The organism is Mycolicibacterium sichuanense, assembly GCF_033741125.1.
Lineage (GTDB): Bacteria > Actinomycetota > Actinomycetes > Mycobacteriales > Mycobacteriaceae > Mycobacterium.
This window is the reverse complement of the sequence record NZ_JAWQPU010000006.1, coordinates 174,001-186,171: the sequence shown is the minus strand read 5'-3', so window position 1 is coordinate 186,171 and position 12,171 is coordinate 174,001. Positions and strand designations below refer to the sequence as shown.

The following is a 12,171-nucleotide window of genomic DNA, read 5'->3' as shown; positions in this document are numbered from 1 at the left end:
ACCGTACGGTCCCACCGACGCCCAGCATGCACGAAGGGAGATCCACGATGGCTGCCGAGCCGTTCGAGGTCAGCATCACCGAGGCCGAGATCGCGGATCTGCGTGAGCGGTTGCGCCGGACGCGGTGGCCCGAACCCGAACCGGTGGACGACTGGTCCCAGGGATTGCCCTTGGCCTATGCGCAGGAACTTTGCCGCAGCTGGGCAGAGGACTACGACTTCGGATTCGCCAAGCGGCTCAACGCCTTTCCGCAGTATCGAGAAACGGTCGACGGGCTTGGCATTCACTTCCTGCACGTCCGCTCACCGGAGCGCAACGCGTTCCCGCTGGTGCTCACGCACGGATGGCCCGGTTCGGTGCTCGAGTTCCTGGAGGTTCTCGGGCCGCTGACCGACCCCCGGGCGCACGGTGGCGACCCGGCGGACGCATTCCACGTCGTGGTGCCGTCGTTGCCCGGGTACGGCTGGAGCGACAAGCCGTCGACGCCGGGATGGGGCATCCATCGCATCGCGCGTGCCTGGGACTCGCTGATGGTGTCCCTCGGTTACTCGCGATACGGCGCGCAGGGCGGTGATTGGGGTTCGGCGGTGTCCGGTGCGCTGGGGGAGGTGGCGCCCGAGCGCGTTGCCGGTGTCCACCTGAACATGGGCTCGGTGGCGGTGGGTGCCTTCGACGACCCGACGCCAGCGGAGTTGGCGAACCTCGAGGCCGAGAGAGAATTTCAGCGCACCGGCCGGGGCTACTCGGGGCAACAGGCGACCCGGCCACAGACGCTCGGCTACGGCCTCACCGACTCCCCGGCGGGGCAGGCGGCGTGGATCGCCGAGAAATTCTGGGCCTGGACCGACAACGACGGGCAGCCCGAGGACGCGGTGTCTCGACAGAAGATCCTCGACGAGATCTCGGTGTACTGGTTCACCGCGTCGGCCGCCTCCTCGGCGCGTCTCTATTGGGAGAGCTTCGGCAGCTTCCGGGACCAGGTCACCGCACCGTCCGGGCTGTCGATCTACCCCCGCGACATCACCCGCCCGTCGCGACGAGAGGCAGAGCTGCGGTTCACCGACCTGCGGTGGTTCGAGGAGATGCCGCGCGGCGGTCACTTCGCGGCGCTGGAACAGCCGGAGTCACTCGTCGAGCAGGTACGGGGGTTCTTCCGGCTCGTCCGTTGACGAGTCCGGCTACGCCCGCAGGATGTCGGCGGGGTAGGCGGTCTTGACGAATGCACGTGCCGCAGAGGCGAGTTCGTCGTCGAAGGCAACCAGTGCGTCGGCTTGCAGTTGGGTCAGTGCGATGTACTCCGCTCGATGGATGTCCGGCCAGTTCAGCTTGGTGGCCAAGCGCCAAGCATGGTCCTCCAGCGATCGGTCGCCGAGGAACCGGATGCGCAGCCCGCGAACGTCGTCGAGGATCTTCCGGCCGGCCCGCTCGGAGAGTTCGCCGCTGTGCACTGATTCGTACACGAGGGCCAAAACTTGCGAGCGCAACAGCGTGGGAGCCGTCAGGCTGTGCCCGGCTGGAACGACTGCTCCGCTAGCGGCCAGGTCGACGGCCACCCGCGCATCGATGACGAACGTGCTCATCGCCGTAGCTTCGGGCTCGACGTCTCGTTGGCCGACCTGCAGCCGTATCCGCACGTCGTCGCCATCGTCGATACCCTCGGCACGGCGGAGCGCCGCCTTCAGCGGTATCAGGTACCCGCCGTCCTTCGGGATCAGCGACGTCGTCACCTCGGTGTCGCCGACGCGCACCACCGCGGGGATGACACCCCAGCCGTAGGTCAACTCGCCGTGATGAGCGTGCAGGAAGTCGTCGACGTGCGTGGGCGCCGTGACGAAGAAGTACGGGGCTGGGCCACGCCACTGGAACACCTCGGCCTCGAACTCCCAATCCATGGCCTTCACGCTAAGGCCGCGGGGTGGTCGCCACGAATGTTTGAGACACGCAGGCATGGGGATGTGTGATGCGATGAATCGACGACTGCCAACCATGATCGTGCTGAGCGCGTGACCGCACTTCCTCCGGATCCCGATCCCCGCGACACCACCGGCCTCACCAACGGTGGAGGCGTCCGACCGGGCGACACCCCGCCAAGTTCCGGATCGCTGTCAGCGTCGGCGAACCAGGACCCACCGCCGACACGACGATTCGGGCCGATGACGATCGGGGTGATGATCGCGGTCGGAACCTTGTTCGCGGTCTTCCTGACGGTGGCAGTTCTCTATGGCCTACAGGTGGCGGGGTTGATGGATCGCTGGTGACCGAAGCGCCAGACCGGACTCGGATGACGCCAGACATTCGCACTCGGTCGCCCCACGTCTAGAGCTACTCGAAGCATGTCGGGACATCGTTCAACGAACGGCGGGAGCTGGCTGCGGCAGTGGATGCGCGCCGTCAGAACGTAACCCATCGAAGATGATCGCCAGATATCGCTGCCAGAGCAACGGCGCTGGGGCCGTGAGGTTTCCGACGATGTGAATCGGCGCACACATCATCAGGAACACGTCGGCCTCGGTGATGTCGGTTCGGATGGCTCCCGACGCGCGCGCTCGATCGACCAACGTCTCGAGGTGCTCGTGCAGTGCCTCGCCAACCGCGGTGACGCTGGGGTGGCCAGTGCTGGCCGACTGCAGGAACGTCAGGTCGTGCCGTTGGCGTTGGTCAGCGGCGATGGTCAGGAATTCCAGCAGCGCTGCGCCGGCGTCCGTCGAGTCGGCGAGCCTTCGTGCGGCCTCTGCAAGCACCGTGATGTGTTCGCAGACGATCGAGGCGATCAGATCTTCCTTCGTCGGGAAGTGTCGAAACACCGTGCCCTTCGCTACCCCGGCTCGGCGAGCGATGTCGGCCACCGACGCCGAAAGGCCATGTTCGGCGAACTCGTCTTCGGCCGCGGCCAACAGCGCGGCGCGGTTGCGTGCCGCGTCCGCGCGAGCTGGTCGGGCGGTGGTGGACACGGCAGTGAGATTACCAAGTTGACCACTCGGTCATCTCGTGCCAGTCTCGATGGAGAAGGTGACCAATCGGTCATGTTGAGTTTAGTCACGAAAGGCCAAGGGTCAGATGAAGTTACATGGCGCCACCGCCCTGGTAACCGGATCGAATCGGGGGATCGGCCTTCACTTCGCCGAAGAACTGTTAAGACGCGGAGCCAAGGTCTATGCCACGGCGCGTCGTCCCGAGTCGGTGAGCGTTCCCGGCGCGGAGGTCATCCGTCTCGACATCACCGACCCATCGTCGGTCGACGCAGTCGCGGCATTGGCCACCGACGTGGACTTGCTGGTCAACAACGCCGCAGACACCGCGGGTGGCAACCTCGTGACCGGAGACATGGCCGGAATCCGGTCGACGATGGATTCGAACTACTACGGCACCCTTGCGATGATCCGGGCGTTCGCGCCGATCCTTGCACGCAACGGCGGGGGAGCCATCCTCAATGTGTTGTCTGCGGTGGCGTGGAACACCGTCGATGGGAATACGGCCTACGCGGCCGCGAAGTCGGCGCAGTGGGGTCTGACGAACGGCGTGCGAATCGAACTGGCTCCGCAGGGAACCCAGGTGGTCGCGCTCGTGCCCGGGCTGATCGGCACGCAGACGCTCTTCGACTTCGCGCAGAGTCGCGGCATCGAATTCCCAGACGGCGCCGTGATGGACCCCGCCGATCTCGTCCGGTTGGCGCTCGATGGAGTCGAAGCCGGCGAGATCGAGATACTGGACCCGATGGCCGTCACCGCCAAGGCGAGTCTCGCCGGGCCGCCCCGCGCCCTCGCGTTGTAGGCGAACCGAGGTCGTCACCTCGGCGATGTCGTCGTGTCAGCCGGTGCGGTGCAGGGGGCAGGGGTCGGTCGGGCCGGGCTTGGCGTGCGGACCTAGCCGATCCGATCGCCGGTGGCCTGGTCGAAGAGGTGGATGGCGTGGGGATCGGCGGTGACGTGCACGGTGTCACCCATGCGGATCCGGTCGCGGCCGCTGGTGCGGACGATGACGTCGTTGCCGACGGGACTGGCGGTGCCGTAGAGGTAGGCGTCCGCACCCAGCGTCTCGACCATCGCGACTGCCACGGGGATGCCGGCACCGGCCTGCGTCAGACGCCATCCTTCGGGCCGCACGCCGACGATGACCGGCCCGTTCATCGCCCCATTGCGGTCCACGGCCATGGTGTGCCCCGCCGCGGTGACTCCTGCGTCGCCGAGAACACCGTCGAGGAACTTCATCGCCGGTGATCCGATGAACCCGGCGACGAAGACGTTGGCCGGTTGGCCATAGAGCTCCATCGGGGCACCGACCTGTTGCAGTTCACCGTCTTTCATCACCGCGACGCGATCACCCATCGTCATGGCCTCGGTCTGGTCGTGGGTGACGTAGACGGTGGTGACACCGAGGTCACGCTGAAGCTTGGCGATGTCGGTACGGGTCTGCACGCGCATCTTGGCATCGAGGTTCGACAGCGGCTCATCCATGCAGAACACCTGTGGGTTGCGGACGATCGCGCGGCCCATCGCGACCCGCTGGCGCTGCCCACCCGACAGCGCCTTGGGTTTGCGATCGAGGTAGTCGGTGAGGCCAAGGGTCTTGGCGGCCTGCGTGATCCGACGTGCACGCTCGTGCTTGGGCAGGCCGGTGTTCTTGAGGCAGAACTCCATGTTTCCCGCGACGGTCATGTGTGGGTACAGCGCGTAGTTCTGGAACACCATCGCGATGTCCCGGTCCTTGGGGGCGACATTCGTGACATCGCGGCCGTCTAGGTGTATCGAACCGGCGGTCACCTCCTCCAGCCCGGCCAGCATTCGCAGAGTGGTGGACTTGCCGCAGCCCGAAGGTCCGACGAGCACCATGAATTCACCGTCGGCAATCTCCAGGTCGATGCCGGCCACGGCCGGCGCAGGAGACTTGGGGTACCAGCGCTGGGCCTTGTCGAATCGAATGATGGCCATGGGATGTACTCCTGTGATCGAGGGGGTGCGCGGACGGGGGCGGTATCAGCGGGACGAGATGCCACCGACCATTCCGTTGATGAATCGCTTCTGAAGTGCGAAGAACAGCACTGCGATCGGCAGCGCGACCATCACGCCGGCGGCGGCCAACAGCGAGTAGTCGGTGAGGTGTTGGCCTTGGAACAGCGCCAGGCCGAGGGGTGCGGTACGTCGGTTGTCGGAGACTACGAGGACCAGCGGCAGGAGGAATTCGTTCCACGTCCACATCGTGATGATGACGGCCATGGTCATCATGGGCGCCAGGCTCGGCGGGACGACGATGCGCCAAAGCAATTGAAAGTCACTCGATCCGTCCAGCCGGGCGGCCTCGATGATCTCACCAGGGAAGGCGCGAAACTGGTTGCGCATCCAGAACACCGCGAATCCCAGCGACTGAGCGGTCTGCGGCAGAATCAGGGCCCAGTAGGTGTCGGTGAGTCCGATGGTTCGCAGGTTGAAGTACAGCGGGATGATGAAGGCTTCGGCCGGCAACGTCAGGCCGAGGAGCAATGCGTAGAACAGTAGCGAGGAGCCAGGGAACCTCATCCGGGCGAACGCGTAGCCGGCCAACGTCGCCAGCGTCACGGTCAGTAGCACGACGGCGGTGGTCACCACGACGCTGGATAGCAGATAGCTACTGAAGTTCCCGCGGTTCCACGCCGCACCGTAGTTGTGCAGGTCGATGCTGGTCGGGATGTTGAATCCACCGGTGTTCTGCTTGGCCGGGGTGATCGAGGACAACACGACACCCAGCAACGGGACGATGGCGAACACGGCGAACACGGCGAGGATGATCTGATTGACCGTCTTCTCGGTTCGACTCAGGTTCATTCGGCTTCCCTCGGGGTGATCCGGCTGATCAGGAACGTCAGTGCGACGATCGACACGGTTAGCACCACCGCGATGGCGGAGGCCAGACCCACCTGCCCGGTATTGAAGGCCCGGTTGTAGGCCTCGAACGCCGGTACGGTGGTGGCGGTTCCTGGCCCGCCGCGGGTGGTTATGTAGACCAGGTCGAAGGTCTTCAACGCCGACACCACGGTCAGGGTCAGCGCCACCGCGATCTGACCGCGCAGGGACGGCAGCGTGATGGCGATGAATTCACGGACCCGCCCGGCGCCGTCGAGGCGGGCGGCCTCGAACAGCTCCGGTGCGATGTTTCCGATCCCGGACAGGAACAGCACCAGGCACAGTCCGATGTTGAGCCACGTGCCGATCAGTCCGATGGCGATCAGAGCAAAGGTGTGGTCGCCCAGCCACACTCGCGCCAGCGAGCCCAGTCCGACAGCGCGCAGTGTCTGGTTGAGCAAGCCGTCCTGGGAGTAGACGGAGATCCAAACCGTACCGATCACGACCGTGGTGATCACCTGCGGCAGGAAGAGCGCCGTGCGAAAGAACGACATCGACCGCATCGCGTGTGCCCGGGAGATGACTGCGCTGAGCAACAGGGCAATGGTCACGGGCACCACCGCGTAGAACAGCATCAGAACACCGGCGTGCAGGAATGACCCACGCAGCTGCTCGTCGTCGAACACGCTGAGGTAGTTGGAGATTCCGGCGACGGTCGCCGTGCCGATGCCATTCCAGTCGTAGAACGAGTACTGAACGGTCTGAACCAGCGGGGCGCCGAGGAACGCCGCGAAGACCAGGAATGCCGGCATCACGTAGAGATAGCCGCGTAACATTCCGCGAGCCCGATGACGGCGCGCCCGCGGTGGCGGACAGAGCCGGTCATCGGGGGCGGCGCCGGAACCGTCCGGCGCCGCCGTTCGTCGTGGTGGGCGCAGCGTCACGGTCATTTCTGGTTCTTGAGGAAGGCGGCGTAGTCGGTTTGCAGCGCCTCGACGAACTGCTGCGGATCAGACTGCCCGCCAAGCAGTTCCTGCATTCCCGCGGTGAGGGTGTCATAGAAGGTCGGCGTGGTGTAGTCGAGATAGGGGACTACGCCGTCGGCCGCCTGGACATCCCGGTACTGGGTGGCGATGTCACCGGCCAACGTGCCTGCCTTCGGCTCGTAGCCCGCCGGAAGCACCGTCGGCAGATTGCCGGAATCCACCAGCAACTGCGCGGCTTTCGCGTTGGTGATGAAGTCGATGTAGGCGGCGGCGACATCGGGATGGGCCGACTTCGACGTGATCGCCCAGGCCAGGCCCTGTCCGCCGGTGGTGGCCGGCTTGCCGTCCACGGACGTCAGTGTGGTGAAGCCGACGCCGTCACCCAGGGCGTCGTTCAGGGGTTGCTGCATCCAGGTTCCGGTGAGGGTGAACAGCGCGTCTCCCTTTCCGAATCCGGCGATGGCGTCGTCACGGGAGACGCCGTTGGTTCCCGGAGTCAGATAGCCCTTGGTGGACCATTCGGCGATCTGCTGGGCGGCCTTCAGCGAGGCCGGATCGGTCCACGCGCCGCCCTGGCCGCTGACGAGATTCTGGACCGCGGGTGCGCCTGCTAGTGCGGCTTGGACGACTCCGAACAAGTGGATGCCTGGCGACTTGTCGAGATTGCCGAATGCCATCGGCAGAATCCCCTTGGCCTTGGCGGCACCCATGGCCGATTCCAGTTCGCCCAGCGTGGTGGGCGCGGACAAGCCGAGCGACGCCAGCTTCTGGCGGTTGTAGTAGATGCCCACGACCTCGCCGGTCTGGGAGACGCCGAACAGCGTGTCGCCCTGCCAGGTCTTGCCGTCGTGGCTGAAGCTGTTCTGCTTGAGCAGGCCCTGGGGGTAGTAACCGTCCCAGCCGTAGAGCTTGGCGTAGTCATTCATCGGGCGCAACATTCCTGCCGAGACGAACGCGCCCATGTCGGGGTAGCCCTGGTTGGCTTGTACGACGTCTGGGGGAGTGTTGCTGGACAGCGCCAGCTTCAGGGTCGTCTTGAGGTCGCTGAACGATTCGACGGTGCGGTTGATCGTGACGTTGGGGTACTTCTGGTGGAACTGGGCGTTGAGATCTTCCTGCGCCTTGGCGATTCCGCCATCGGTGTTTTGGTCCCACACGTTCAACGTGACCGGCCCGGCCGACGAGATGTCCTTGGACACCGCGTTGGTGGGAGTTGCCGGGGCGCTGTCACCCGACGGACCCGGCGCGCACGCGCTCGCCGTCAGAAGGGTGATGGTTGCGGCCAACGCTCCGCCGAGTCGATGCAGTCGGGTTCTGGTCATGAGGTGAGAGCTCCTCTGGTTGCAGGGATGACGGACGTGCGGTGTCGTTCGGCCCACTGTCGGACGGACTCCCACTCCGGGTCACTTCGCTGCTCGGAGAGCAGGTCGGCGATGTCGGCGGGACGGGGTGCGCTGCGCGCACCACCGGCGCCGCGCACCGAACAGGTAGCGCTGATGCTCGCCAGCCGAAGGCGCTGGGAGATCTCCCAGTCCCATGCGGTGGCGGCCATGAACGCGGCGGTGAAGGCGTCTCCCGCTCCGGTCGGGTCGACCGCGCGTACGGCGATGGCGGGGACGCGCAGCCGGAGCGGTCCCTGCGCCGCCATCGCGCCGCCGGACCCCAGCGTGATGACCGCGAGGTCGACCCGTTCGGCGAGGACCTCCAGTGCGGCATCGACGTTCTCCGCACGGGTGTAGCCGAGCGCCTCGACATCGTTGACGATGAGGACGTCCACGTCGTCGAGCTGGTCGAGCACGGCCTCCGACCACTGGCCCGACGGGTCCCAGCCGACGCCGCTCACCAGGATGGTGCCCCGCGCACGCAGCCGCGCGGCCTCGGCGTGGACGGGACCGCGGCCCAGACCCACGTGGGCGACGCGGACCGGCGTCGACTCCGGCCAGGACGGGAGGTGCGGGGGCTGCTGTTCGTAGGTCACGAAGGATCGATCGTGCCCGTCGGTGATCGCCACCGAGATGGGGTTCTGATATCCCCTGTGCTGAACGGCGAAGCGCAGATCCATGTTCGCCTCCTCGCGCAGCATGTGCGCGACGATGCAGCCGATGGGGTCATCGCCCAACTCGGTGACGAGCGCGGTGTGCGCACCGAGTCGGGCGGCCGCGACCGCGCGGTTGGCGGCGCCGCCAGGCGAGATCGCGAAGCCGTGGGCGTAGACCTCGGCTCCTGGGGCGGGTGCCTGAACGCCGGTGAATACCAGGTCGCTGTACACCTGGCCCGCGATCAGCACGTCGATTTCACGATCGGTCACTCGTGGGCACCTCCACAGCTTTGACAGAGTTTGACGTGTTTGCACGGCTAGCGTGACTGTCTTGCGTGACGATTATGTTGCTTCGACGTCTCTCGCGGGTTATTTCGCCGAATTTTGTTAAAAGTCGTTCAACATCGCGCAAAGTCAGTCACCCGGTGGGTAACATTGCCCGCATGTTCCTTGCCCGACGTCACGAGCGCATCCTGGCTGCGCTGGCCGGTGGTGGGCAGTCGGTGGTGCAGCTCGCCGAGTCCCTGGGGGTCAGTGAGTCCACCATTCGTCGCGACCTGGACATCCTGGCCAAGGGAGGTCAGCTCGAGCGGCTCTACGGCGGAGCCATGCTGACGCAGGGAAGCCGGGCCACCATCACCGATTCGGGCGCGGTGGAGGACCCCTTCACCTCCGACGCCCGTGGCGATCTCGAGCTACGCCAGAGGATGGCGATCGAGGCAGCTCGCTTGGTGTCCGACGGTGACGTCGTGGTGCTCGACATCGGGTCGACGACTCCGCTGGTCGCTCGGGAGCTGCGGGGACGCCCGGTCACCATCATCACGTCGAACCTGGCGGTCCTCGACGAGGTTCGCGGCGACGACGCCGTCGAACTCGTGCTGCTGGGCGGGGTGTTACGACGGAATCAACAGTCGCTCGTCGGCCCGCTCGCCGAGCAGGTCATCGGCCAGCTCAGCGCCGACAGGATGTTCTTGAGCTGCACCGGAGTTCGCGGAGGCCGGGTGCTGGACAACATGGCCGTCGAGGCGCCGATCAAGCAGGCTCTCATCGCAGCCTCCCAGAGCATCGTGCTGCTGGCCAGTGAACTGAAATTCCCAGGCTCGGGCGCTCTGCGCCTGTGCTCGCTCGACGATGTCGACGTGCTCATCACGACGGCTGGCACGTCCGAAGACGAACTCGTTCATCGCCGGGAGGCCGGCAGAAAGGTCATCGTTGCATGAAGCTCACGATCCTCGGCGGGGGCGGATTCCGCACCCCGTATGTGTGGCAAGCGCTGATTCGCGACGAGGGGTCGCCAAGGGTGACCGAGGTAGCCCTCTACGACGTCGACGAGGGTCGGCTGGCCACGATCACCGCCATCCTCGAGCAACTCGCCGTCGGATTCACCGACGTGCCGACCGTGCGAATCCATACCGAGCTGGAGCCTGCGTTGGAGGGTGCGGACTTCGTCTTCGCCGCCGTGCGGGTGGGTGGCGTCGAACAACGGTGCTGTGATGAACACGTTGCGTTGGATCTCAACGTGATTGGGCAGGAGACGACGGGGCCCGGCGGTATCGCCTATGCGCTGCGAACCGTGCCGGTGATGCTCGACGTCGCCCACACGATTCGCAAGGTCGCCCCCGATGCCTACTTCCTGAACTTCACCAATCCCGCTGGCATCATCACCGAAGCCCTACAGAGCGTGCTGGGGGACCGGGCACTCGGAATCTGCGATACCCCATCCGGTTTGGGCCGAAGAGTGGCCGGAGCGCTCGGTTACGACCACACCCGGATACACATGGACTACGTCGGTCTCAATCACCTCGGCTGGATGCGCCGGGTGCTCGTCGACGGCCACGACGTACTCCCGGACCTTCTCGCCGACGAGCCGAGGCTCAAGCGGATGGAGGAGGCGCAGGTCTTCGGGGTCGACTGGATCCGCGCGCTGCAAGTCATTCCCAACGAGTACCTCTACTACTACTACTACAACCGTGACGCCGTCCGACGCATCCTCGAATCTCCGCAGACCCGTGGTGACTTCCTTCTGGAGACCCAGGGCCGGTTCTTCGGTGAGGCCGCCGCGCAACCCGAGCACGCGGCCAAGCTGTGGACCGCCGCGGTCGATGAGCGTGGTGCCAGCTACATGGCCGAGGCCAAGGGTGGGGTCCAGGGGGCCCCAGCCATCGAACGGGATCGCGAGACCGACCCGGCACATCTTGGCTACGCCGGCGTAGCCCTCGGGGTGATGGCGGCAATCAGCCGCAACGAGCGGCGCACGATGATCCTCAACGTACGCAACCGCGGCACGATCCAAGGATTGCCCGCCGATGCGGTGGTCGAGGTATCGACGATGGTCGATGCCAACGGTGTGCATCCGCTGACGTTGGAGACTCAGCCGGATCTGCATCAGCTCGGTTTGATGCAGCAGGTGAAGGCCGTTGAACGGCTGACGATCAGTGCGGCGATGACCGGATCGAGCACCGACGCCCTCAAGGCGTTCGCGTTGCACCCGCTGGTGGATTCGGTGAGTGTCGCGCGCGAACTGCTATCTCGCTACGTCGATTCCAATCCCGACATCGCCCGGGTGCTGGCCAAGCGGTCGAAGGCGGCGTGACGCTGGCCATCGAGATCTGCCCTAATGCCGAGATGGCGGGCCGACGAGTCGCGGCGCGGATCGCGGCGTTGATTCAGGGCAAACCCGATGCGGTGATCGGAGTGGCGACCGGGTCGTCGCCCGAGCCGGTGTACCGCGCGCTGGCACGATTCGTCGACGCCGGCCTCGACGCATCTGGGGCGAGGTGGTTCGCCCTCGATGAGTACGTCGGTCTACCACCTGGCCATCCGCAGTCGTATCGGGCGGTGCTCGAACGTGTCCTCATCGGACCGCTGGGCCTGCAGCCGGCGTCGCTGCAGGTTCCCGACGGTGCCGCAGCGGATCCTGATGGGGCCGCGGAGGCCTACGAAGCCGCCATTTCCGGCGCCGGGGTGGATCTGCAGATCTTGGGCATCGGAGGAAACGGACACATCGGCTTCAACGAGCCGGGAACGCCGTTCACGGCCACCACGCATCGCGCGACACTCACCGAGTCCACCCGCCGAGCCAACGCACGATTCTTTCCCTCCGCCGACGCAGTTCCCGTCGAATGCCTCACGCAGGGGCTCGCCACCATCATGCGCGCCGACCGGATCGAACTCGTCGCCTCAGGAAGCCACAAGGCCGACGCCGTGGCCGCCGCTCTATACGGTCCGGTCACCGAGCAATGCCCGGCCAGCATTCTTCGGCGCCATCCGGACGTGCGCGTCAACCTCGACACTGACGCGGCCGCAGCGGTTTACGAGACGTCGTAAGTCG

Annotated in this window: 13 protein-coding genes; 6 read left to right on the top strand and 7 right to left on the bottom strand. The window is 65.8% G+C overall.

Going from position 1 to position 12,171, the window contains the following annotated elements:
- Positions 1–47 precede the first annotated feature (47 nt).
- Positions 48–1,169, top strand: coding sequence for an epoxide hydrolase family protein (locus SBI80_RS19265; protein ID WP_318976405.1), 1,122 nt, complete (start codon positions 48–50; stop codon positions 1,167–1,169).
- A gap of 9 nt (positions 1,170–1,178) precedes the next feature.
- Here the strand turns inward: SBI80_RS19265 and SBI80_RS19260 are convergent, their stop codons facing one another.
- Positions 1,179–1,892 (bottom strand): type II toxin-antitoxin system VapC family toxin, encoded by a 714-nt coding sequence (locus SBI80_RS19260; protein WP_318976404.1) that lies wholly within the window; start codon positions 1,890–1,892, stop codon positions 1,179–1,181.
- Between the two features lie 111 nt (positions 1,893–2,003).
- On the opposite strand from SBI80_RS19260, the gene SBI80_RS19255 reads away from it, so the two are divergent.
- Entirely contained in the window at positions 2,004–2,258 is a 255-nt protein-coding gene (locus SBI80_RS19255) for a DUF6480 family protein (protein WP_318976403.1), read from the top strand.
- 90 nt (positions 2,259–2,348) lie between these two features.
- Here SBI80_RS19255 and SBI80_RS19250 read toward each other — a convergent pair whose 3' ends face one another.
- Complete coding sequence (locus SBI80_RS19250) at positions 2,349–2,951, bottom strand: TetR/AcrR family transcriptional regulator (RefSeq protein ID WP_318976402.1); 603 nt, start codon at positions 2,949–2,951, stop codon at positions 2,349–2,351.
- 106 nt (positions 2,952–3,057) lie between these two features.
- Between SBI80_RS19250 and SBI80_RS19245 the strand changes: the two genes are divergently transcribed.
- A complete protein-coding gene (locus tag SBI80_RS19245) occupies positions 3,058–3,771 on the top strand; it encodes an SDR family NAD(P)-dependent oxidoreductase (protein ID WP_318976401.1) in 714 nt (237 codons plus the stop codon).
- 92 nt (positions 3,772–3,863) lie between these two features.
- Here SBI80_RS19245 and SBI80_RS19240 read toward each other — a convergent pair whose 3' ends face one another.
- Genes SBI80_RS19240 through SBI80_RS19220 form a run of 5 tightly spaced genes read right to left on the bottom strand, consistent with a single transcriptional unit; the run spans position 3,864 to position 9,110 of the window.
- Positions 3,864–4,928 carry an ABC transporter ATP-binding protein gene (locus SBI80_RS19240; RefSeq protein ID WP_318976400.1) on the bottom strand — a complete coding sequence of 355 codons (1,065 nt, stop codon included), beginning with the start codon at positions 4,926–4,928 and terminating at the stop codon, positions 3,864–3,866.
- Between the two features lie 45 nt (positions 4,929–4,973).
- The gene (locus tag SBI80_RS19235; protein ID WP_318976399.1) at positions 4,974–5,798 is read right to left on the bottom strand and encodes a carbohydrate ABC transporter permease; all 825 of its coding nucleotides are present in this window, start codon (positions 5,796–5,798) and stop codon (positions 4,974–4,976) included.
- Positions 5,795–6,766 carry a carbohydrate ABC transporter permease gene (locus tag SBI80_RS19230; RefSeq protein WP_318976398.1) on the bottom strand — a complete coding sequence of 324 codons (972 nt, stop codon included), beginning with the start codon at positions 6,764–6,766 and terminating at the stop codon, positions 5,795–5,797. The genes SBI80_RS19235 and SBI80_RS19230 overlap by 4 nt, the downstream gene beginning before the upstream one ends.
- Complete coding sequence (locus SBI80_RS19225) at positions 6,763–8,124, bottom strand: extracellular solute-binding protein (RefSeq protein ID WP_318976397.1); 1,362 nt, start codon at positions 8,122–8,124, stop codon at positions 6,763–6,765. Before SBI80_RS19225 ends, SBI80_RS19230 begins: the two co-directional genes overlap by 4 nt.
- Complete coding sequence (locus SBI80_RS19220) at positions 8,121–9,110, bottom strand: carbohydrate kinase family protein (RefSeq protein WP_318976396.1); 990 nt, start codon at positions 9,108–9,110, stop codon at positions 8,121–8,123. The genes SBI80_RS19225 and SBI80_RS19220 overlap by 4 nt, the downstream gene beginning before the upstream one ends.
- Before the next feature lie 74 nt (positions 9,111–9,184).
- Here SBI80_RS19220 and SBI80_RS19215 point away from each other — a divergent pair, with 74 nt between their 5' ends.
- From SBI80_RS19215 to SBI80_RS19205, 3 genes are read left to right on the top strand one after another with little or no spacing between them, the layout of a single operon-like run.
- Positions 9,185–10,060: a DeoR/GlpR family DNA-binding transcription regulator gene (locus SBI80_RS19215; protein ID WP_318976688.1), complete on the top strand. Its 876-nt coding sequence runs from the start codon at positions 9,185–9,187 to the stop codon at positions 10,058–10,060.
- Positions 10,057–11,433 (top strand): 6-phospho-beta-glucosidase, encoded by a 1,377-nt coding sequence (locus SBI80_RS19210; RefSeq protein WP_318976395.1) that lies wholly within the window; start codon positions 10,057–10,059, stop codon positions 11,431–11,433. The genes SBI80_RS19215 and SBI80_RS19210 overlap by 4 nt, the downstream gene beginning before the upstream one ends.
- Positions 11,430–12,167 (top strand): glucosamine-6-phosphate deaminase, encoded by a 738-nt coding sequence (locus SBI80_RS19205; protein WP_318976394.1) that lies wholly within the window; start codon positions 11,430–11,432, stop codon positions 12,165–12,167. The genes SBI80_RS19210 and SBI80_RS19205 overlap by 4 nt, the downstream gene beginning before the upstream one ends.
- The last annotated feature ends 4 nt before the right edge of the window (positions 12,168–12,171 follow it).